Origin of the sequence: Sphingomonas sp. ABOLG, from assembly GCF_003950435.1 — a bacterium.
Taxonomy (GTDB): Bacteria; Pseudomonadota; Alphaproteobacteria; order Sphingomonadales; family Sphingomonadaceae; genus Sphingomonas; species Sphingomonas panaciterrae.
The window spans coordinates 125,754-148,784 of record NZ_QQWW01000008.1; the positions used below are offsets into that span (position 1 = coordinate 125,754).

Sequence of the window (23,031 nt, forward strand, 5' to 3'; positions counted from 1 at the left end):
GAGGTGTTCCGCGGTCAGCGGCAGCGGAACGTCAGGTCTTCAGCCAGAACCGGATCAGCGTTGCCACGATCCCGACGGCAGATACGCTGAGCGCCCAGATGAACGCCATCCACCCGACCCGCTGCCACAAGGGCACGTCCATATCCATCAATGATAACCCTCCATGCCAACCTTCCCGCGGAACACCCAATAGGACCAGGCCGTGTAGACCAGGATGATCGGCACCAGCACCAGCGCGCCGACCAGCATGAATATCTGGCTGCGTTCGGGCGCCGCGGCCTCCCAGATCGTCAGCGCCTCCGGCACGACATAGGGCCACATGCTGATCCCCAGCCCAATAAAGCTCACCAGGAACAAGGCCAGCGCGAGGAAGAACGGTCGCGCCTCGCGCCGGCGGCGCAGCGAACGGTGAAAGGCGAAGGCGATGATCGCGCTGAGCAGCGGCACCTGAGACGTGAGATAGATCGCCGGCTCGCCCAGCCATTTCTGGCGGTAATCGGCGTCGAGGCCGAGGGTGGAGAAGCTGACCAGCACGATAGCAACCAGGGTCGCCTGGAAGAAGCGGGCGGCAAGGCGATACGCGTGATTCTGCGTCGGCCCTTCCGTCTTCCAGATCAGCCAGGTGGCGCCGAGCAGGCCATAACCGCACACCACGCTGATCCCCGTGAGCATGCTGAACGGGCTCGCCCAATCTAGCCACCCGCCGGCATAGGCGCGGTCGGCAACCGTCACCCCCTGGAGCAGCGCGCCCAATATCACCCCTTGCGAAAAGGCAGCGACGAACGAGCCGGCGGTGAAGGCGAAATCCCAGCCGGCGCGATGTGCCGGATCACGCCAGCGCGCCTCAAAGGCGACGCCGCGAAAGACCAGGCCGAGCAGCATGGCGATGATCGGCGGGTAGAGCCCGGTCATCACCACGCCATAGGCCAGCGGAAAGGCCGCCAGCAGCCCTCCGCCGCCGAGCACCAGCCACGTCTCGTTCCCGTCCCACACCGGCGCGATCGCATTCATCGCCTGATCGCGCTCCGGCCCGACGCCAAAGGCGGGGAAGAGGATGCCGATCCCCAGATCGAACCCGTCCATCACCACATAGGCGAAGACCGCAAAGGCCAGGATGAAGGCCCATACGATCGTGAGGTCGATGTTGACGCCCATGGCTCAGGCTCCCGCCAGTTGCGTGGGACCAGGCGTGATGCCGGCGGTGCGGATCGGGCCCGAACCCTCTGTTGGTTCGGGCTCGTGGATCTGCACGCCCTTGTTCATCAGGCGAAGGATGTACCAGGTGCCAAAGCCGAACACCGCGAAATAGACGATGATGAAGGCGACGAGCGAGGCGGCGACGGCAGGTGCCGCAAGCGGCGACACGCTGTCCGCGGTCGTGAGCAGGCCGTAGATCGTGTAGGGCTGGCGTCCGACCTCGGTTGTCACCCAGCCAGCGATCACCGCCACGAACCCCGACGGCCCCATCAGCACCGCCGCGCGATGCAGAAGGGGCGTATCGTACAAGCGGCCGGTGGCGCGCGCATACAGGCTCCACAGGCCGAGCGTGAGCATCGCCAGGCCTGTCAGCACCATGATACGGAAGGCCCAGAACACCATCCCCACCGGCGGCTGTTCAGCGAGGGGCACGGTGTTGAGCCCCGCGAGCGGGGCGTTCAGATCATGCTTCAGGATCAGCGACGACAATTTGGGGATCTCCACCGCGTGGTCGACCCGCCGCTCCTGTGAATTGGGGATGCCGAACAGGATCAGCGGCGCGCCATCAGGGTAGCTTTGATAGTGCCCCTCCATCGCCATCACCTTGACCGGCTGATGATCGAGCGTGTTGAGCCCATGCATGTCGCCGGCGATGATCTGCAGCGGGGCGACGATCGCGGCCATCCACATCGCCATCGACAACATGGTCCGCGCCGCCTCGCCGGATCGCGGTGCGTCGGCGATCAGTTCCCGGGGATCGCTGCCCTCGTGCGAGGCGACGGAATGGCCACGTCGCTGCTTGAGCAATTGCCAGGCGCCGACCGCGCCGACCACGAAGGCCGTGGTCAGATAGGCGGCCAGAACGGTGTGCAGCAGCCGATAGGGGAAACTGGGGCTGACGATGATCGCCATCCAGTCCGGCCCCGGCACGAACTGGCCATCCGAATTCATCGCATAGCCGGTCGGCGTCTGCATCCAGCTGTTGACGCTGATGATCCAGATCGCGGAGATCAATGTGCCCGCCGCGACCATAAGCGTGGCGAAGAAGTGGAGCGACCGCCCGACCTTCTTCATCCCGAACAGCATGACGCCGAGGAATCCTGCCTCCAGGAAGAAAGCGGTCAGCACCTCATAGGCCATGAGCGGACCGATCACGGGCCCCGCCTTGTCGGAGAAGACCGCCCAATTGGTGCCAAACTGATAGGACATGACGATGCCCGACACGACGCCCATGGCGAAGGTGATGGCGAAAATCTTCAGCCAGAAGCGGAACAGGTCGAGATAGACCGCGCGCCCGGTGCGCAGCCACAAGCCCTCAAGAACGGCCAGATAGCTCGCCAGCCCGATCGAGAAGGCCGGAAAGATGAAATGGAAGCTGACCGTGAAGGCAAACTGGATGCGGGCGAGGAGCAGTGCATCAAGGCCATCGAACATCGGCGTTCATCCTCAAGAAGCGCGCAACCGCCGGACGTGTGCGGAATCTTGAGGCCGAAGCCGACCACGGCGATACCCGTAAGTCCCACAGGGGCCGGCGGACGCACGTCCGGAACCGACGGATGCGCACCCGTCGACCTTTTGCTAACCAGAGCACACCAAAGGCAGGGGAGGCAGGTCTGGTCGGCACCCGCGTCGATGGTGCAATCGTTAGGTGTTAGGTGAAATGGTAGCGAATGAGGCTCTGGGCGATAGCGTCGCAATCCTGCGGCAGATCGCATCGGAGCATGGCGCCGATATGGTGGCGCGTTTCTACGACACGCTGCTGCAGGACGAAGAGGCGCAGCGGTTCCTCAGCCATTCGGTGGTCCACGGGCGGCTGAGCGCCTCACTGCTCGACTGGCTGACGGCGCTGTTCGACGAGGCCGATATCCGCGATTGCCCACGCCTGCAGGAAAGCCAGCGCGTGATCGGGCAGGTTCACGCGCGGATCAACATTCCCATTCATCTGGTGATGCAGGGCGCGGCGACACTGAAAGCGCGGCTGGCGCAGCTTTTCTCCGCGCGTGCGGAGCCGCAACGCTGCCTGGCGGCGCTCCAGCTGGCGCATGAGCGGATCGACGTCGCAATCATGATGATGAGCCAGGCCTATGTGAAGGACACAACTGCTCGGGCTCGGCTAGATGAGGCATACCGGCTGTTCTCGATCGATCAGGACGTCTCCACCGAGAAGGAGGCGCAGAAGGCAAGCCTGATGGAGTGGAGCCAGAAGACGCTGTTCAGCCTGTTGCAGGGGGAGGCTGATCGCGGGCTAACGCGGCTGCTGGATTCTCCCTTCGGGCTGTGGCTGCGGCACCGCGCGAGCTTCATGTTCGAACGATCGGTGATCTACCAGGACCTGCTGGCGGAGACACAGCGGATCGACCGCGTGCTGCTGCCCGAACTGGAAACGACTGGCGGTCCGAACCAGCGCATGGAGACGCTGTCCGAACTGCAGGCCGCGGTGAGCCGGGTATCGGCGCTGGTCATGGAGCTGTTTCAAAGCCTGACGGCGCTCGAAAGCGGGCGCGACCCGCTCACCCGCGCGCTGAACCGTCGGTTCCTGCCGGCAATCCTCGGGCGGGAGATCGAATTCGCCACGGCGAACGACAGCGGGCTGTGCATCATCCTGCTCGACGTCGACCATTTCAAACGGATCAACGATCGGCACGGGCACCAGACCGGTGATCTGGCGCTCCGTCAGGTGGCGCAGATCGTCATGGATCATGTGCGACCAAGCGACTTCGTCTTCCGCTATGGCGGCGAGGAATTCCTGATCGTGCTTAACGAAACGCACGCCGGGCAGGCGCACGAGATTGCGGAACGTATCCGGGCTGCATTGCAGAAGACGCGGATCGATGCCGGGAGCGACGATCCACTGGCGATCACCGCGTCTATGGGGGTGGCGGAGCATCATGGCCATCCCGATCAGGCGCATCTGATCAAGGCTGCGGACGCGGCGCTGTATCGGGCGAAGGCGGCCGGCCGCAACCGAATCGAGATAGCGCCGACAGCGAGCTGATGCCGCTCCCCAGCGCAGTCAGCACGAGCGGCTGTGTCGGCCAGCCGCCTTGCGTTCCAGTTCCTTGGCCAGGCCCTACAAACGACAACGCCGCCCTGAAGGGCGGCGTGTGTGTGTTTGGTTGCGGGGACGGTGTTCGACCGCGGCAGAACCGAGAGTTCTGCGGCGGTGGTTGCGGGGGCTGGATTTGACCGCTGCAGAACGCGGGTTGCCCTGCCCTCCCACGGCCGGCAGCGGCGATCGTCGCGTCCTGCGCTGGCAGCGGAGGGCTAGCATGGGCTTACCTGCTTTCGGCCACCCGTCGATCTCCCCAAAGGAGCGGAGGGTCGGCCCATGACCCGTGCCGCCCCTCCCCGCATCACGATCCCTGCGGCTGTTACGCCTTTCCGCGCCATCGAACTCGGTGAGATACTCAGGATCGCGAACTCGAAACTTGCGGCCCTGCCCTGGGTCAGGGCCTTCGAGATCGCACTCGCGCGGGAGACCGCCGACACCCGCCGATGCCAGACGCAGATCAGGGCCGTGCCTAAGACCCGCGAACGCCGCGCGGAGTTCCGATACGCCCTCCCCCTGGCCGACTCCGGCTGCAGCGGCTTCGCCGATCGGGCATGGGACATGCTCGGGCTGGCCCACGAATTCGGAACGATGCGCCGCCACAGCGACCTCGTCGAACGTGCCCTATCGTCGATCGAGCCGATCATCCGGGCGGCGGCGGAGGGGCCGATGCCGCCGAAGCTGGCATCGTTGGGCGCCACTTTCGACTTCATGAACGTCGAGCCCGGCATCACCGCGGACCTGGAGATGCTCGGTCACGACCTGAAGATGGGGATCGAGCGCATAACGGCCCCCGACCTGGAGCCGCTCCAGAGGCAGGTTTCCAGGGCCATGGACGATCACAGACGACGGATCGTCGCGCGCGGACGCAGCGATGCCACGGGCGCCTTGGGCTGGATCGACCACACCGCCCTGGCAATCCTCGGCCATGCACACGTACCTGCTTCGGAGGCGATCGAAGTCGTGGCAAGGGAGGGCTGGGTCCACATCTCGTTCTCGGCATGCGGGAGCGAGGAACTTCATGGGACGCTGATCCAGCTGGACGGGAGGATCGAGGGATGGATCGTCCCGCGATCCGGCGGATGGAGCCTGAAGCACCGGGAGCTGACCGTCCGCGGGGCGCGGCTCCCCGAAACGCTCATGAACTCTCTCCCGGGCCGGTCGGTCGGGGCGGTCTTCGCCAATGCGGCGTTGCCGGGGGAGGCGGTCATTGTCAGCTGCGGAAAGCCTACGGCCCCGGATCCAGACATCTTCGACGACGACGCGGATGACCTGGTCAGCCTGCGACTGATGGTGCCGGCCTGCGAGATCGACGGAGCCACTGGCCGACCTCGCACCGCAGGATCGAGCGTCGGTGACCGGGGGTTGAGATGATGACGGAGAAGGATGGTGCCGGGTTGCCGGCGACAGGGCTAACCGTAGCGGACATCCGCCTTGCGCGCTCGCCGGGACAGTTCAAGCTGTCCGTCAGCCCTGACCGGCAGTGGGTCGAACACGAGGTCGCGGCCTGGTCGGTAGGGCTCAGATGGCTCATCTTCGGTTTTGGAAACCTGCCCCACGAGGCGACTTCGCCCCTCTTCGCCGAAAGACGGGACGAGGAGTACCTCGCGGCAGTGGAGCAGACGCCGTTCCAAGATTGGCTGATGAACCATCTCGATCGCCATTTGCAGATGCACGAGGTGGCGCTCGGCCGGGGTCTTGCACCGGGCGGCCAGGCGGACCTTCCGACCGAGTATATCCTGATCGATCGGCTGCTGAAGGAGATACTTCGCGCCGACGGCGTCGACATCCACGGCCCGGCCGAACGCATGGCCAGCAACGACGACTACCTCCAGTTCGTCGCCAACGACATGGCATACATGCAGACGTGGGTGGGCGAACGGCGGTTCCAGCTGACCCAGACGGGCAGACACCTGCCCGAATTCTCGGCCGAAGTCGCGATCGGGAGCGCCATTTACCACGGCTTCGCGCTGGATCTCGGTGACGTCCTGCCGCATGTGCTGCTCGACGCCGCGGTCGGCCGCCGCCTCGGCGATCTGGTGGCCACGGGCATCTCGGAACTGGACAGAAGGCTCATCACCGAGGTCGTCACATCGCCCGACCATACCGCGGATCGGCGCCTGCAGGACGGGTGGACCCGCTTCCAGCTGAACGCGGACAGCGTCGAGATCGGCGCATAGCGGCGCGTGGCGCGATGGCCTGCGGGACCGGGATGGGTTCGGGCAGTCCGGAGATAGCAGGCGCGGACCCCATCCCCGAGATCCTTCGACAGTCGCCTCCCCGGACCACCGCCACCGGGCCGACCAGGCCCGCGCCGACAGGATGGGCCGGGCTACCGAGCGATCGGTTCGTGTCGACCTGATCCCGCGTCGATGGCAAAACCGTGCAGACCCCCGCCCCCGATTTGCATTCATCGCGAAAATCTGCGATGCTCCGCGACATGACGTATCCGGGCGGCAAGGGCAGGGCATACCAGCGCATCATCAGCCTGATGCCGCCGCACACCACCTACATCGAGACGCACCTGGGCGGCGGCGCGGTGCTCCGGCGCAAGCGGCCGGCGCGACGGTCGATCGGGGTGGAGATAGACGCGGAGGTGCTCGATCGCTGGCGGGCGACGGCCTCGCCGGGGCTGGAGCTCGTCCATGGCTGCGCCGTCGACTTCCTGCGCGGCTTCGCGTTCTCGGGCGGCGAACTCGTCTACGCGGACCCGCCATACTGGCCCGACGCCAGGCGCCGCGCGCGCTGCTACCGGCACGACTACAGCCGGGAGCACCACGCAGAGCTGCTGGACATCCTCGTCCGACTGCCCTGCCACGTGATGATCAGCGGCTACGACAATCCAGCCTACGAGGCCGCGCTGTGCGAATGGCACAGGCACGCGGTCCCGAACCAAACGCAAGCCGGCCCGGTGCACGAGGCGGTCTGGACGAACTTCGAGCCCGACCACCGCCTGCACGACTACAGCTACATCGGCGACGACTTCAGGGAGCGCGAGCGCATCAGGCGCGGTCGTCGCACCCAGGTCGAGCGCCTGCGCCGCGCACCGCCCATCGAGCGCGCCGCGATGCTCAGCGACATCGTCGACACGTTCGCGGAAGACGTCCTCGCGATAGCGGAGCGGATCAGGTGACGCGGGACCGCATCTTCCTCGACGCGCACGCCACGACCGCGGTCGACGACGCCGTCGTCGACGCGATGCTGCCCTGGCTGCGCCGCCCGGCGAACAGCCACTCCGCGCACGCGCTGGGGGCCGAGGCAGCGGATGCGGTGGAACACGCCCGCGGACAGGTCGCTGCGCTGATCGGGGCCGACGCTGACGAAATCGTCCTCGTCCCGAGCGCCACCATCGCGACGAACGTCGCGCTGCGCAGCCTGGCCCGGCCAGGGACCGATGTCGTCCGGTCTGCGATCGAGCACCCTTGCGTGATTGAGACGCTCGCGGCACTGGAGCCGGCGGTGCGGGTCCTTGAGGTGCCCGTCGGCGAGGATGGCCTGGTCGATCCGGAGGCCGTCGCCGAGGTAGCGGGCGACAACGCCTCGGTCGTCGCCGTCATGTCAGTCAACAACGAGGTCGGCACGATCCAGCCGATCGCTGAGATCGGCGACCTGTGCGACTACCTTTCGGTCCCGTTGTTCGTCGACCTGGCGCAGGCCGCTGGCCGGATCCCGACCGACGTGCACTGCGACCGCATCGCCGCCGGCGCCGTCTCCTCCCACAAGCTCTACGGCCCGCAGGGGGTCGCCGCGCTCTACTGCCGCCGCGACCTGATGCAGACCATGCGCCCGATCGCCAGCGGCGGCGGGCAGGAGCGCGGCCTCAGCCCAGGAACGCTGCCAACGGCGCTCTGCGTCGGCTTCGGCGCGGCCTGCGCGCTCGCGGCGGCGACGATGCGGGACGAGGAGCGCCGGCTGGCCACCCTGCGCGACCAGCTGGAGCGCGCGCTACTGGACGGCTGCCCGCAAGCGGTCGTCAACGGATCGGCGGAACACCGAGTAGCCGGCAACCTGAACATGTCCTTCCTCGGGATCGACGCCGACGCGCTGCTCGCGAGGCTGCCTGACGTGGTCGCGTCGACCGGGTCAGCCTGCAGCTCCGGCGCGATCGCGCCATCGCGCACGCTGACGGCCATGGGCCTGGAGGCGGACCGCGTGACCGGCGCGGTGCGGTTCGGTCTCGGCCGTGGAACCACGGCGGATCAGATAGTTCGAGCCGCGACGCTGGTAATCGATGCGGTTCACGCGCTATCGGTGGAGAAACGGCGATGAACGCGGGGGAAGACATGGTGGCGACGAGGTCCGCCCGCGCCGCGGGGGCGTGGACGGACGAAGGCGGACTGAAGTTCTCGGGACACGAGTCCTTCGTGATCCGCTACGGGTGGCTCCCCAAGCTCTACGACGCGGTGACGGCTTCGGCCGACGTGTTCTCGTCCGACGAGCGGGCGATCCTCACGCTCGGCCTGGGTCGCAACATGGTGAAGTCGATCCGGTTCTGGGGCGATGCGCTGGGGCTGACCGAGCAGGCTGGGCGTCAGGTCGTGACGACCGGCCTCGCGAAGCGTCTGCTGGACCCGGCGACCGGGCGGGATCCGTACCTGGAGGACGTCGATTCCCTGTGGCGGCTCCACTGGCTGCTAACCACGCGCGCGCGGCTGGGCGCTTGGTCGACCTTCTTCCTGGACATGCGCGACGCGATCGTCCCACGCCAGCGCCTCGTCACCGCGGTGACGGGCTGCGCGGAGGCGGCTGGCTCGCGCATCTCGCCCAACACTGCCGGCGCACACGTCGACATCCTGGTGAGGAGCTACGACGCGGGCCGCAGCGACGGCGTGACCGTGCCGGAGGACGCTCTAGGCTGTCCGCTGCAGGAGCTAGACCTCGTGCGCGAGGAGAGCGTGCTCGGCACGCCGACGCTGCGGCTGTCGCGCGGTCCCAAGCCGACGCTGGGCATCCCCGCCTTCGCGTTCGCGGTGCACGACTTCTGGACGGGCACGTCGCCAGGCTCGTCCGCGGTCTCGCTGCGCTCGCTGATGCTGTCCCGCCGATCGCCGGGCATGGTGTTCGCACTCGACGAGGCGGGCCTGCACGAGCGGCTGGATGCGCTGTGCGCCGCCGCCCGGGGGCTCGAGCTGCGCGATGACGGCGCCGGCGGGGTGGACCTGGTTGCGACCCGCAGGGGCTCGGTGGACGCGCTGGAGGAGCTGGCATGGTGAACCCGACCTCCACCATCGCGGACCACCTCGAGATCACGCGAAGGTACGTCCGGTCGACCGACCTCCGGCGCGACCTGGAGGACCCCGAGGCGCTCGACGGCTACATCGTCACCGCGACCGTCCGCGAGGCGGTGCTGCGCGTCACCCACGGGCTGCGCCCCTCCTCCCGTCAGCGGGCGTTCCGGATCACCGGCCCCTACGGGGTCGGCAAGTCGAGTGTCGGACTGCTGCTCGCCAAGCTGCTCCGCGGCGAAGGTGACGCTGCACGTGTCGCCGCGCCGATCCTGGCTCCGGGGACCGAGCTTCCGAACTACGAGCCCATCGTCCTGAACGGTCGCCGCGCGAGCTTCGTGGACGACCTGCTCGACGCCGTCGGCGCCGCGGCCGCCCGGCTGGGCGCCACGTCCGTGACCGACACGGTTCGATGCATAATGGACGCGGCAGACCGCGGTGGCCCGGCGCTCGCCGCGCTCGAGGATCTGGCCGTCCACCTGCAGGAGACAAACGGTCGAGGCCTGCTGCTCATCGTCGACGAGATGGGACGCTACCTGGAGTTCGCCGCGTCCCACCCGAGGCTCGAGGACCCGTCGGTCTTCCAGGCGCTCGCGGAGCGCGCGGGCGGGCGCGGCCGCGCCCCGCTCGCCGTGATCACCCTCCTCCACCACCGCTTCTCCGACTACGTGGCGGGCCTGGGCGAATGGATCGAGGCGGAGTGGTCGCGCACGGCCGAGCGATACGAGGAGATCTCCTTCCGCGAGAGCGCCGAGCAGACCCTCTTCCTGTTGTCGCACGCGTTCGCGCCGGTCGACGCCGCCCCCGCCGTCGCCAAGCACGCGCGGACCCTGTTCGCCGCCGCCAGCGAGCGGGGCATGTTCCACACGGCACCGGCCGAGCTGCGGTCCATGGCCCCGAGCCTCTACCCGCTGCACCCCGCCACCGTGGCGGCGCTGTCCGCCATGGCGCGGCGGTTCGGGCAGAACGAGCGCTCGGTCTTCGGCTTCCTCCAGTCCCACGAGCGGCACGGGTTCCGCGATCACGTGGAGCGCACCCGGTACGGCACGGACGGCTGGTACCTCCTGCCCCGTCTCTTCGACTACCTGGCCGCGCAGGGCGAGCTGCGCCTGCGGGCGCCGGACCGGGAGCGCCGGTGGCAGCTGGCGCTCGACGCGCTGGTGCAGGCCGAGGGTTTGCCGCCGCTCGATACCGACGCCCTCAAGGCGGTCGCCGTGATAGCGGTGCTGGACCCCCTGCCCGGCCTGCGGACCGACGCCGCCTCGATCGGCTGGTCCATGGGCGTGACCACGGAGGAGGCCGAGGCGGCGCTCGCGCGGCTCGCGGCGCGGCGGATCCTCTACCGGCGCCCGCACCGGGACGATTACAGCCTGTGGTCCAGCACGAGCGTCGACCTGGATCACTGGATCGACGAGGCACGGGTGCAGGTGCCCGCCGTGTCGCGCATTGACGGCCTGGCGGCCCAGCTACCACCCGCGCGGCCGATCGTCGCCCATCGCCACTATCACCGCACGGGCACGTTGCGCACGTTCTCGGTGACAACCTCGGCCGACGCCGCGCGCGAGGGCGACGGGGCGATAGTCGTGCTCCCGCTCCATCCCGATCAGGACGAGACTTCGGTCATGGCAGACGCCGCCGAGCGCTCGCGCGCGGCGCCGCCGCTCACGCTCTACTGCGTCCAGCGGATCGAGGCGGCCGACCTCAAGTGGGCACACGAACTCGCGATGTGGCGCTGGATCAGAGACAGCTGCGAGGAGCTCAGGGTCGACGATCTGGCGCGCGGCGAGGTCGCGGCCCGGCTGTCGGCGGCCGAGGCGGCGCTCGGCCGCACGCTCGGCGGCCTGACGCAGCCCTCGGTCGGCGCGCGCTCGACCTGGTTCGACCGTGGCGAGCGGCTGGAGCTCGAGACCGCCGCAGGGCTCAGCCGGCACATCAGCGACCTTCTGGACGAGACGTTCGCGGGCGCGCCGGTGCTCCGGAACGAACTGATCAACCGCGGACGCCTGTCCACCGCGGTCGCGAGCGCCCGGATGCGGCTGCTGGAGCTCATGGTCACGAGCGCCACCGAGCCGTTCCTGGGCCTGGAGGGCGCGCCGCCGGAGCGGACCGTCTACCTGGCCATGCTCGGCGCGTCGGGCATTCACCGCGAACGGCCGGACGGAGGCTTCGGATTCTCGCGTCCCGATCCCGACCCGCTCAACTGGGGACCCGCCTGGGACCGGGTGGGTTCGCTCGTCCAGGAGGCGGGACTGGTCCGGTTCGACCACCTGGTGTCGGCGCTGGGCGAGATCCCCTACGGCCTCCGCGCGGGGCCCGCACTGGTCCTGATCGCCGCCTACATGCTGGCGAATCGGCGCGACATTGCGCTGATGGAACGCGGCACGTTCCAGCCGGAGCTGACCGGCTCGCACTTCATGCGGCTCGCCAAGTCGCCGGGCAACTTCGCGCTGCGGCACCTGGGCGAGGCCGACGACAGGCGGCAGGTGCTCGAGCGGCTCGCGGCGGAACTCGTCGTGTTCGACAGCGGCACCCGGCCGGACGCCGCGATCAAGCCGATTGTGGAGGGGCTCTACGCCTGGTGGCGCAAGCTCCCCGAATACACGCTGTCGACGCGGAGCCTCACCGCTGGCACCGAGGCGGTGCGCTCGGCGCTGGCGAAGGGGCGCGAGCCGATCGACCTCGTGTTCGGCGAACTGCCGCGGGCCTGCGACGCCGTGACGCCGACGGGCGAGATCGACGCCGACCTGCTGGTCGAGCGGCTGAACGCGGCCATCCTGGAGCTGACCGAGGCCGAGCCGATCCTGCGCCGGATGGCGTCGGCGGCGCTGGCGGAGGCGTTCGGGGTCGACGACCTGGCCGGCGTCCACGAGCAGGTCAGGGTCGACTACGCGCCCCACCGGCTGGCGCTGCGAGACTTCACGCTGCGGCAGTTCGTGGAGCGGATGCTCGCGCCGGAGGGCGACCGGCGCCGGCTCGAGGGCGTCACCGGCCTGCTGGGCGGCCGGCGCATCGACGGCTGGACCGACGACAGCCTGGACAAGTTCGCGTTCGAGGCGCGGTCCGTGGCCGAGCGACTCGTGCGCTGGCTCGCGGCGATCCGCAAGGCGGTCGCGCAGAAGTCCGACCTGCGCACCGTGCACGTCGTCTCGACGTCGGGCGAGGAGCAATCGATGGTCGTGCGGGCCGGCGACGCGCCCCGCTCGTCGGCGGAGGTCGAGGCCGAGATGCGGCGGCTCCTGGAGGGGCGGCCCGACGCTGGCGCCATCCTGGGCCGGCTGCTGGTCGAGCGGATGCCGGAGCAGGCCCGGGAGGAGAAGGCGTGAAGCCGACCAGGCACCTGCTCAGCCTTTCGGGGGGCAAGGATTCCGCGGCGCTCGCGATCTACATGCGGGACCGCGTCCCCGACATGGAGTACATCTTCTCCGACACCCGCAAGGAGCTACCCGAGACCTACCAGTACCTCGAGAGCATCGAGGACTATCTCGGCAAGCGGGTCCACCGCCTCAACGCGGACCTGGGCTTCGACCACTGGTACGACGTCTACGGCGGGATGATCCCGTCGAATCACCGGCGCTGGTGCACCAAGATGCTCAAGCTGAAGCCCTTCGAGGCCCACGTGGGCGACGACCCGGTGCTCAACTACGTCGGCCTGCGCGCGGACGAGAACCGCTCGGGCTACATCAGCCACAAGCCCAACATCACGCCGGTCTATCCCTTCCAGGAGGACGGGCTGAAGCTGCCGGACATCGAGCGTATCCTGCGGGACTCGGGAGTCGGCATGCCGCCCTATACGAAGTGGGGTCGCTCGCGCTCGGGCTGCTTCTTCTGCTTCTACCAGCAGAAGATCGAGTGGGTGCGCCTCAAGGAGACCTACCCGGACCTCTATGAGAAGGCGAAGGCCTACGAGGTTCCGTTCGAGGGCAGCGGCAACACGTTCACCTGGAGCGAGCGGGAGAGCCTGTCGGAACTCGAGCGGCCGGAGCGCATGCAGGCGATCAAGGAGGAGTACGAGCGGCGACGCCTTGCGCGCGAGCGCCGTAGCGACGGCCTGACCCTGGCGCAGGTGTTCGCCGGGGACGGCGACGAGCCGGAGGGCGACGCATGCCTGATCTGCACGCTGTGAGCCCGCTGGCGTGAGCTTCACCTTCGAGGCCCGGACGCTGCTGGAGCTTGGCAAGGAGCTGATCAGCTCAGATGAGGTCGCCCTCTACGAACTCATCAAGAACGCCGTCGACGCCGGCTCGCCCCGAGTCGAGATACTGGTCAAGGTCCTGCTCACTCGCTCCGACTTCAAGGAAGCCGTCGCGCGGATCGAGGAGGAGGGGCAGACGACTGGCGCGGTGGCGGACTACGTCCAGAGCTGCCTGATCGATGCCGCGCATCCCGACGCCGCGAGGCTAATGTCCGCCCTGCGGGGGGCGACGGACGAGGCCGACTTCCTAGATCTGCTCCGCGGCCTCTACGACGAAATCAACACGATCGAGGTCCGCGACACGGGGGACGGCATGTCGCTGATCGACCTGCGTGACGTGTTCCTGCGAGTAGGTACCCGCTCGCGCCGCATCGAGAACCTCGCGGGCGCCAAGAACCTGGGCGACAAGGGCATCGGGCGCCTCTCGACCATGCGGCTGGGTGACCGCCTGCACGTGAAGACCTCGAAGGCCGGCGAGATCTACTGGAACCTACTCGACATAGACTGGGCACTCTTTTCCCACGACACTCGCAAGCTGATCCAGGAGATCGACGTCGAGCCGGTCATCGGCGAGGAGAAGTTCGATCCCTCGGAGAAGGGGACCAGCATCCTCATATCAGCGCTGCAGGCCGACTGGGACGAGGTCCGCTTCACCGACATCCTCCAAGGCAGGATCGCCCGGATGGTGGATCCGTTCAAGAAGGGAGCCGCCAACGGACTGATCGTCGCGCGGCACAACGGCCAGCGCATCGCGATCCCGTCGATACCGCAGGCGCTCCTGGACTCGGCGCACGCCTACTGCCACGTCGACTTCAGGATGGAGAACGGCGAGCCGGTGCTTCAGGGCACCGTCGACTACCGCTACCGGCACCGCAGCATCAAGATCGACGAGCGCGGAGCGGGCGTGTTCTCGCTCGCTCAGGAATCCGTGAAACGTCGGGCGAAGCGCGGCCACGCCGCCTTCAAACTGGTCCCGGTGCGGCAGTCGGCGTTCGAGGCGCTTGGGTCCTTCTCGTGCGACATATACTGGTTCAACCGCCGTGTGGTCGAAGCGGTCGCCGGCCTCACCGAGAAGATGCAGGACACCAGGCGCGAGATCTCGCACTGGAGCGGCGGACCGATGCTCTACCGCTACGGGTTCCGGATCCTTCCCTACGGCGACCCGTCCGACGACTGGCTCGCACTGGATGAGATCGCGTTCGGGGTGAAGGGCTTCAAGCTCAACAGGCAGCAGGTGATCGGCCGCGTGCTGCTAGAGACGCCGCACACGGCGCTCAGCGAGCAGACCAACCGTGAGGGCCTGATCCAGTCGGACGCGGCGGACGCGCTGCGCAAGATCCTGATGTGGGTGGTCCACACCGAGATGCGCGGCCTGATCAACGACGCCGACGAGATCGAGTTTATCGAGCGCCGCGCGGCCGAGCAGGATACCCAGAACGTCTCCACGACGCAGAAGCGGGTCGAGCGCGCGCTGAGCCAGCTGCGCGAGGTGGTCGGCGACAGCGCTGGCGACGAGATCAGCGAGGTGGCGAAAAGCGTCGCCCAACTCACCTCGCAGTCCGCCGCGCTGGTCGGCAGGATTGAGAAGGTGGTCTCCGAGGCGGACGAGGAACGGGAGAAGTTCGTTTACCTGGCCGGCATCGGGCTCATGACCGAGTTCATATTCCACGAGCTTGAGCGGGCGGTCGGGCACACCATGGACCTGCTGTCCGGCGGCAGCCTCCGGCAGGCCACGATCGACTCGCTGCGCGAACAGCTCAAGACGCTCCACAAGCGGATCGCCGCTTTCGACGAGCTCACAGGCGAGAAGCGGCAGTCGAAGAGCACTTTCGACCTGGCCGACTTGGTGGACGACGTGCTGTCGAACCACTTCCGCGAATTCGAGCGACACGAGATCCGCGTCGACTTCCAGCGCCCCGATGCCCCCTTCACGGTCAAGGCCGTCCGCGGCATGGTGATTCAGATCCTGGAGAACCTGGTGGTGAATTCCGCCTACTGGCTGAAGCAGCAGAAGCGCTTCGAGCCCGGGTTCTCTCCGCGCCTCACGATCGTCCTGGACGCCGCCGACCGCAGCTTGACGGTGGAGGACAATGGACCCGGCGTCACTGAGGACCGACGGGAGCGCATTTTCCAACCGTTCATCACGTCGAAACCCACCGGGCAAGGACGCGGACTCGGCCTCTACATCGCGCGGGAACTCGCCGAATACCACAAGTGGAAGCTCGTAATGGACACGGACATGGGGCGAATCCGCAAGGACCGCGTGAACATGTTCGTGCTAGACATGGGGTAAATCGCGCATGGGGCATGAGAAGCGGATCTCCGCCGCCTTCGAGGACAACGGCATCAAGCGGGTCCTGGTGATCGACGACGTCTACGACGCCCCGACCCTCAGCGAGGTGTCCGGGTCCATGCTCGACTTCTTCGGTGGCATCGACGGTCAGCAGGCCTGCCGCGACGCGGGGCTGGACGACGACACTATCGCGGCGGCGACGGCGGCAGTGGAGAGCGGCGAGGCGGAGACCGACGAGTTGCAGGCCGCCTGGGCGGCGCTCTACGTGAAGTTCATCGAGACGCGCGACGCCCGCTTCGACCCGGCCGGTCGCTTCGAGGTCGAGAAGGGCCTCACGCTGAACGTCCTCGAACCGCTCGTCACGCTGCTCAGCAAATGCGGTACCGGCATCGCGATTGTGCGCGCCGGCCTGGGCGACGGAGAGACGCAATTCGCCAGCTTCAAGCCACAGGTCGTGTTCCTGGACTACTATCTCAGCCCGGACGCGGTAGGCGAAGGACTAACCACCGCGGTCAAGGCCAAGGCCCGTAAGACCTCGATCGCCCTGCTGAACCGGCTGCTCACCTCCAAGCCCGAGGAGGATCCGGCCATAGTCCTAATGTCCTCCGAGCAAGTGAAGGCGCGGGCGCAAAGGTTCCGGCAGAGCGTCGAGAAGCTCGGAGGGAACGTCCTGGCGGTCCGCTTCCAGTTCCTGCAGAAGGGGTGGGTCAGCAAGGACGGCGACCAGCTCAAGATCGACAACCAGGCGGCCGACGCGCTGCTCGACACCAGCCAGGGCTTCATCTTCGGCCAAGTGCTCCACCGGGCTCTCAAAGAATGGAAGGGGGGCGCCGAGAAAGCGTTACAGGCGGTCCTGAAAGAGATCGGCAGCCTGGAGCCCAAAGACTTCGCCTACCTGTTCCGGTTCCGGCTGGCGAGCGAAGGGGAGCGGATGGGCGATTACCTCGAGTGGCTCTTCGGCGAGAACCTGCGCGCTCTGGTCGCCGAGAAGATCGACTGGAACAGCGACTCCTTCAAGAAGATCGACGATCACGAGCTGAGCAAGGGCATCGAAGGGGCGTTCGAAGGCCCCTCCGTGCCAATCGCACGCCTCTTCCAGCGCGTGCGCGTGGACGAGCACGAGAAGGGAGCCCGCGTCCGCCACCGCTTGGGCGACATGTTCATCAAGATCGGCGAGAAGCGGGTGATGGTCGTCATCACGCCAGACTGCGACCTGGTGCCACGTGGATCCGGGCCGAAGGTCAAGCGCGTCCTCACGATGGACGGAGAGCTCCGGTCGTTCGACCAAGACAGCGCCTCGGCCGACCAATTCATATTCTACAAGGATAAGGCCTACAGCCTGAAGTGGAACCCGAAGACGCTGAACACCTTCGCGGTGTCCGGAACTGGATCGCTCGGCTCGATGAAGGGCGTCGAGTTCCTGGGCACGCTGCGCCCCCTCTACGCGCAGGAGGTGCAGCGGCTCGCGCTCACCGACCTGGGTAGGATCGGCCTCGCGGTCGCTCCGACGATGGGCGTGGACGCGTCCGTCACCGTACACCTGCGCATGAAGACCGCGAACGGCAGTAAGTTCGAGGTGCTCGAGGTGCCGGGCCCCGCGACCGCGACGGTGCTCCCAGAGCGAGGGGACCTCGCCAAAGGCCACCGGGTGCTGCTGAGGCGCTCGTACGTCCACTCGCTGGTGGAGAAGGTGCGCGCCGTGGACGCGGCGAGCCTCCTGCCGGACGACGCCAAGAAGCTGGCCGACTTCCTGCGCGAGAAGAACGAGGACCAGCTACTCAGCGGCTTCCTCGTCAAGGGGGCCGCGACCAAAGACAAGGGGCCGCTGGCGACGACGATCAAGATTGCGGGCAAGCCCGACACCGACAAGGACGCGGCCTGGCTACAGCTCACGCTGAAGCTCTCGGAAGAGGCGATGGAGGAGCTCCTGAGCGTTGATCCCGCCATGGTGATCGAGGACGACGCGGAAGCTGTGGTGGCCGCCTGACCAGGTCGAGGACATGATCCGCTCCAATCCCGGAAAGCAACGCGCGTGACGAAGAGAATGCGACAGCTGTTCACACGCCTGCTCGCTGCGGGCACAGAAGGCGAGATCCAGGCGATCCTCGACGCTGAGGGGCTGGCGTTCGACGACAGCAAGTGGACGGCCTACGGCAACAACGAGTCTTACTACGGGGTCGTCGAGAACCAGCAGGCCCACCCCATCCCCGCCCTGGTCGAGAAGGTCACAAACGGGATCGACGCCATCCTGGAGAAGAAGGTCCTGCAGGACCTAGGCGACGTCCGCTCGCCCCAGGCGCCGCAGAGTGTGCGCGAGGCGCTCGACCGCTACTTCCCGCAGCACCGCGACTGGGACGTGGGGGACGCCCGGCGGCGACAGGCGCGCGAGCTCCAGATCGTCGCATCGGGGCCGCGGCGCGACACGTCGCTGCTGGTCTACGACGACGGGGTCGGGCAGGCGCCCGGCGACTTCGCCGACACCTTCCTGTCGCTGCTGCGCGGCAACAAGAACGACGTCCACTTCGTCCAGGGCAAGTACAACATGGGCGGCGCCGGCGCGATCGCGTTCTGCGGCGACCGGCGGTTCCAGCTCGTCGCCAGCAAGCGCTACGACGGCTCGAGCCCGCTCGGCTTCACGCTCCTGCGCAGGCACCCGCCGGAGCGCGCGGCCGCCGCAGGCCGGAAGAACACCTGGTACGAGTACCTCGTCTTCGACGGCCAGGTCGCGTCGATCGATGTCGACGAGCTGGACGTGGGGCTCGACGGCCGGCGCTTCACCACGGGGTCGCTGCTGAAGCTCTACTCCTACCGCCTGCCCGAGGGCTCCCGGTCGATCATCTCGCGCGACCTGAACGTCAGCCTCAACGAGTTCCTGTTCGAACCCGCCCTGCCCTTCCTCACCGTCGACAACAACGAGCGCTACCCGGACAACAAGGCGCCGGTGCAGGCGGTCTACGGGCTGAAGCGCCGCCTGGAGGGGGACAACCAGACCGTGGAGGCGAAGTTCTCCGTGGGCTCCACCACGCCGGAGTTCGGAGAGCTCGGCCTGACCGTCTACGTCTTCAAGGCGCGCTCGCGCGACCAGGGCGTCAAGGAGACCAAGCAGTACATCCAGCGTGAGTACTTCAAGAACGACATGACCGTGCTGTTCTCGCTCAACGGACAGGTGCACGGCTCCTTCACGTCCGAGTTCGTCACGCGCGCGCTCAAGATGCCGCTGCTCAAGGACTACCTCCTTATCCACGTCGACTGCTCGAACCTCTCGCTCGGCGTGCGCAACGAGCTGTTCATGGCGTCGCGCGACCGGCTGAAGGCTGGCGACACCGCCGACGCGATCCGCAAGCACCTGCGGGACATCCTCCTGGACAGCGAGCTCAAGGCGATCGCGAAGCGGCGCAAGGCGAGCCTCAACATGGACGGCTCGGACGCCGGGCAGATGCTGCGCGACATCACCCGCAACCTCCCGATGAACGAGGCGCTGACCAGGATCCTGCGGCAGACGTTCGACCTGCCCGACCGCCAGCCGGGCACGGCGGAACGGAAGCGCGAGGAGCCCGAGCGGCCCCGGCGCGAGCAGCGGGACGCGCCGCCGTTCGATCCCCAGCGGTACCCCTCGTCGTTCCGGGCCAAGGGGGGCGACGGCAGCGAAGGCGGCGTCCGGCTCTACAAGCTGCCCGCCGGAGGCAACCGCACCATCGCGTTCGCGACCGACGTCGAGAACGAGTATTTCGATCGGACCGACGATCCGGGACAGCTGACGCTCGCGGTGATGCGACCGGCCCAGGCCGGCGGTGGCGGCGGCTCGGCATCGCTGCCCTCGCAGGAGGGCGACGCGCTCAGCGTGACGCGCGCCAGCCCGACGGACGGCACCATCAGGGTCGGCGTACGCGCGACCGGCGGGGTAAGCACCGGCGACGTGCTGGAGATGCGCGCCACGCTGTCGAGCCCGCAGGGCGACCTGGTCGAGACCGTGCTGGTCAGGATCACCGATCCCGAGCGAAGCCCACCGAAGCCGCGGCCGGAACCGGAGCCGCCGCTCGGCATCCCGGAGCTTGTGCTCTGCTCCAGGGAGGGCGGCGAGGGCCGCAAGTCTTGGGAGGAGATCCAGGAGGCGGGCGTCGACATGGGCTACGACGTGGTCGTCCAGCCGTTCGTCGACGAGGACAAGCTGTCGCGCATCTACGTCAACCTGGACAGCTCGGTGCTCAAGAACTTCAACGGCGGCGCCAAGTCGGCCGAGGCCGCCGAGCTCGCCGAACGCCGCTACGTCAGCGCCGTCTACTTCCACACGCTGTTTCTGTTCGCGACGACCAAGTCGCGGAAGTACGATCTCCGGCGCGGGACCGAGCAGGCCATGGAGGACGTGGAGGTCGCGGAGTACATCTCCGACGTCTTCAGCTCGTCCTACGCCCAGTTCCTGCTGAACTTCGAAACCAGCGACCTGATCGACGCGATGGGCTAGGCTCGGAAACCGCCTCGGTCGGGCGTTACGCCCGGAAGCCCCCTCCGTAGAACCAACCCGAGGCGGCCAAAGCCCTGTACATCGCCGCCTGCCACCCGTTCGGATGCGCGCGACGCGCGCTCTCAGCCCGGTCCTCCAGCCAGGCGCGGACGTCGTCCGGCGTGCCCGAAGCGGCGATGCGCTCGAGCGAGTAGCGGATGTTCGCGAGCTCGACCCCCGAATGGCTCGCGTACAGTGCGCCCAGGCGCAGCGAGGCGAAGTGCGCGGAGGCCCGCTGCCCCTGGATGAGCGGCCATTCTGGCGGGGGTGCGACGGAGAAGCGCACCGCGGCCGGAAAGCCCTCCACCACCTCGGCGACCAGCCACGCCGCGTCGTCGAAGTCATCGAAGTAGGGATGGAAGCCCTGATCCGCCGCGCCTGCGGGCTGGTGGTCGAGCTTACCCTTGTTGCACTCGGCGCATGCCGGGACGAGGTTCACTGGCGACACGACCAGTTCGGAATGGATGCTCTGGGCGAGATAGTGGTCGAGCGTCGAGACCGTGCGCTGGCCGCACAGCGGGCAAACGTCGTTCACGGGCGCGGCCTTAAGCGCGTCGTACATGGCCCGGGTCCGGGCGCTCCGCACGAACGTGCCGGCGTAGACGCGCATCATCTCGGCCGCCGTGACCCGCCCATCCACGCCGTCCGACGGCGGGATCCCGAACAGCGACATGCCCACGCCGCGAAACAGGTAGGCCGTCTCGGCGAGCGTCAGCCTGCCGGCCACCGATGCCAACCGGGCGGAGAGGTCCGGATCGCGGATGCTCGCCACGCAGGCCGCCACGACCTCGGCCGCCGTCAGGGCGGGCCGCGGGAGCGACCTCACAGCCCCGCATCCCGCTGCAGGACCAGGGCCCGCACGATCGCGCGCGCCTCGGCGCCGAGCTGGCCGCCGTAGAGCGCGACGACCTGGTCGTAGCCGAGCCCCCGCTCGATGACCGCGTCGGCCAGCAGCCTGTGGAAGCCGGTCCGCGTCACCTCCAGGCTGAACACCTCGCGCGTCAGGATCCCGACGTTCTCGCCGAACGTCTCGATCGCGGGGCGCTCGACGTTCGACACCCGGCCGGCGCGCCGGAGCTTCCACGCGCACGAGCGCGGCACCTCCTGGAGCACGACCGGCGAGTGGGTCGCGACGACGGCGACGCCGTTTCGCGCGACCAGGAGGCGGGAAAGGCTCCGGATGAAGGCCGACAGCAGCGGAGGGTGAAGATGCCCCTCCGGCTCGTCGATGAGGACCAAGGTTCGCTCGTCGACCAGCTCGACGAGACGCGTGATCGTCAGGAGGACGATGGCGTGGCCCGAGCTGAGGAGGTCGAAGCGCCGCTCGGCCGCCGCTTGCCAATCGGGCCCCTCGGCGCCGAGCAGCTCGCCCACCTCCGCCTCGGCGAACAGGTCATCCGCCTCCAGGATCGCGACAGCCTCGCGCCAGCGCGCGCGGCGCAGCCCCGTGCGGCAGCGCTCCAGGCTCTTGCGGAAGTCGACCGCCAGATCCTTGCCGACCTTCAGACCGCGCCTGGACTCGGCGTCCGACGTGGCCTCCCTCAGCCCGACCTGCTCGATCGGCACGGGATCGGCCGGTGCCGGCACGACCGCGAAGTCGTCGAAGGCGCTGAACGACACCAGCACCAGGCTGGCGAACTCGCCCTCGCCTGCGCGGGCGGCGTCGAAGGCGACCTCGCCACCTGCGTCCGCCACGCCGTCCCGGCGGTTCAGCAGCGCGTTCACAAGGCCACGCATGGCGCGTGTCTTGCCGACGCCGTTGCGCCCGATCAGCACGTGCACGTTGGTCGGCGGTTCGGCGTGTGGCATGACCTCGAACGTCATCGTAGGTGGCTGGACGAGCGCCCCGCCTGGAGCCTGCGAGGGCGGCAGCGTGTACCGGAAGCTGAAGCGGGTCAGCTCGACCTCCCCCCGTGTGAGCCTGTGCAGCCGACCCGTGACGCTGGCGGCGCTCACGCTTCTGAGAAGGGAGCGGGCCATCGAGGGCTCTGTCTGCACGGACCGGAAAAGGGCTAGGTCCTGCGCGCAGTCGCGAAGTCCCACCAGCACTCGGCGGCGCTGCTCGTCGCTCAGGCGATTGACCGACTCGTAGTAGTCTTCTCCCTGCCCGAGCGAGAAGAAGCCGGGCGGGAGGTCGTCGAACTCGGCCGGCACCTCGGGCGCACGATAGCCTGGTTGGACGCGGTCCCCTGGCTGAAGACCCACCCTGCCGATCTTCACGGAGCCGATCTGATGCCGGACGCCAGCCTCGTCGATCACCATCAGCGTGAACATGGTCCGAAAGGAGAACCAGTCGTCCCAGTTGTCCGGGATCAGGTAGGCGCAGTTGCGCGCATCCGGCGGGATGGCATTGATCAGAACTCTGAAGAACATCCGTCGTAGCCAATCCCCGGTTGCGGTCCGATGGTGCTGGATCGCGGGCCGCCACGCAATGTCTCCGCACTTGTCGCACGCAGCCTCCCCCCAGCCACCCGGTGCCGACCGCCGCCAAGACGCCGGCGAACGGGAAGGCGCCACGCCCGCCGCCGTCTTGACTCCGGCATCAGCGACCCTTAATTTGACTTATAAGTCAAC

Annotated in this window: 16 protein-coding genes; 11 read left to right on the forward strand and 5 right to left on the reverse strand. The window is 67.9% G+C overall.

Going from position 1 to position 23,031, the window contains the following annotated elements:
* Nucleotides 1–31: 31 nt before the first annotated feature.
* Genes CA236_RS11215 through CA236_RS11225 form a run of 3 tightly spaced genes read right to left on the reverse strand, consistent with a single transcriptional unit; the run spans nt 32 to nt 2,631 of the window.
* Nucleotides 32–148 (reverse strand): DUF2474 domain-containing protein, encoded by a 117-nt coding sequence (locus CA236_RS11215; protein WP_082102772.1) that lies wholly within the window; start codon nt 146–148, stop codon nt 32–34.
* Nucleotides 148–1,155, reverse strand: a complete 1,008-nt coding sequence (gene cydB / locus CA236_RS11220) for a cytochrome d ubiquinol oxidase subunit II (RefSeq protein WP_125945653.1) — start codon at nt 1,153–1,155, stop codon at nt 148–150. The genes CA236_RS11215 and cydB overlap by 1 nt, the downstream gene beginning before the upstream one ends.
* A 3-nt stretch (nt 1,156–1,158) precedes the next feature.
* Entirely contained in the window at nt 1,159–2,631 is a 1,473-nt protein-coding gene (locus CA236_RS11225) for a cytochrome ubiquinol oxidase subunit I (protein ID WP_125945654.1), read from the reverse strand.
* 226 nt (nt 2,632–2,857) lie between these two features.
* Here CA236_RS11225 and CA236_RS11230 point away from each other — a divergent pair, with 226 nt between their 5' ends.
* The 11 genes from CA236_RS11230 to CA236_RS11275 all read left to right on the forward strand — a co-directional run bounded on the left by CA236_RS11230 (nt 2,858) and on the right by CA236_RS11275 (nt 20,418).
* Nucleotides 2,858–4,192, forward strand: a complete 1,335-nt coding sequence (locus CA236_RS11230) for a GGDEF domain-containing protein (protein ID WP_125945655.1) — start codon at nt 2,858–2,860, stop codon at nt 4,190–4,192.
* 333 nt (nt 4,193–4,525) lie between these two features.
* Complete coding sequence (locus CA236_RS11235) at nt 4,526–5,620, forward strand: hypothetical protein (protein ID WP_125945656.1); 1,095 nt, start codon at nt 4,526–4,528, stop codon at nt 5,618–5,620.
* Entirely contained in the window at nt 5,617–6,426 is an 810-nt protein-coding gene (locus CA236_RS11240; RefSeq protein WP_125945657.1) for a hypothetical protein, read from the forward strand. The genes CA236_RS11235 and CA236_RS11240 overlap by 4 nt, the downstream gene beginning before the upstream one ends.
* A 248-nt stretch (nt 6,427–6,674) precedes the next feature.
* A complete protein-coding gene (locus tag CA236_RS18785) occupies nt 6,675–7,379 on the forward strand; it encodes a DNA adenine methylase (RefSeq protein ID WP_164518917.1) in 705 nt (234 codons plus the stop codon).
* Complete coding sequence (locus CA236_RS18790; RefSeq protein ID WP_164518918.1) at nt 7,376–8,515, forward strand: cysteine desulfurase family protein; 1,140 nt, start codon at nt 7,376–7,378, stop codon at nt 8,513–8,515. Before CA236_RS18785 ends, CA236_RS18790 begins: the two co-directional genes overlap by 4 nt.
* Before the next feature lie 14 nt (nt 8,516–8,529).
* The gene (locus tag CA236_RS11250; RefSeq protein WP_277600067.1) at nt 8,530–9,459 is read left to right on the forward strand and encodes a DUF4007 family protein; all 930 of its coding nucleotides are present in this window, start codon (nt 8,530–8,532) and stop codon (nt 9,457–9,459) included.
* The gene (locus CA236_RS11255; protein ID WP_125945660.1) at nt 9,453–12,794 is read left to right on the forward strand and encodes a hypothetical protein; all 3,342 of its coding nucleotides are present in this window, start codon (nt 9,453–9,455) and stop codon (nt 12,792–12,794) included. Before CA236_RS11250 ends, CA236_RS11255 begins: the two co-directional genes overlap by 7 nt.
* The gene (locus CA236_RS11260) at nt 12,791–13,594 is read left to right on the forward strand and encodes a phosphoadenosine phosphosulfate reductase family protein (protein ID WP_125945661.1); all 804 of its coding nucleotides are present in this window, start codon (nt 12,791–12,793) and stop codon (nt 13,592–13,594) included. The genes CA236_RS11255 and CA236_RS11260 overlap by 4 nt, the downstream gene beginning before the upstream one ends.
* A 10-nt stretch (nt 13,595–13,604) precedes the next feature.
* Entirely contained in the window at nt 13,605–15,956 is a 2,352-nt protein-coding gene (locus tag CA236_RS11265) for a sensor histidine kinase (protein ID WP_125945662.1), read from the forward strand.
* A 7-nt stretch (nt 15,957–15,963) separates the two neighbouring features.
* Nucleotides 15,964–17,943, forward strand: a complete 1,980-nt coding sequence (locus CA236_RS11270) for a hypothetical protein (RefSeq protein WP_125945663.1) — start codon at nt 15,964–15,966, stop codon at nt 17,941–17,943.
* Between the two features lie 57 nt (nt 17,944–18,000).
* The gene (locus tag CA236_RS11275) at nt 18,001–20,418 is read left to right on the forward strand and encodes a hypothetical protein (RefSeq protein WP_125945664.1); all 2,418 of its coding nucleotides are present in this window, start codon (nt 18,001–18,003) and stop codon (nt 20,416–20,418) included.
* Nucleotides 20,419–20,443: 25 nt separating this feature from the next.
* On the opposite strand, the gene CA236_RS11280 is transcribed toward CA236_RS11275, so the two are convergent.
* Together CA236_RS11280 and CA236_RS11285 are read right to left on the reverse strand one after the other, a co-directional pair.
* A complete protein-coding gene (locus tag CA236_RS11280; protein WP_206430556.1) occupies nt 20,444–21,229 on the reverse strand; it encodes a hypothetical protein in 786 nt (261 codons plus the stop codon).
* Between the two features lie 50 nt (nt 21,230–21,279).
* On the reverse strand, nt 21,280–22,830 hold the full coding sequence (locus CA236_RS11285) for an AAA family ATPase (protein ID WP_125945666.1): 1,551 nt from the start codon (nt 22,828–22,830) through the stop codon (nt 21,280–21,282).
* Nucleotides 22,831–23,031 lie beyond the last annotated feature (201 nt).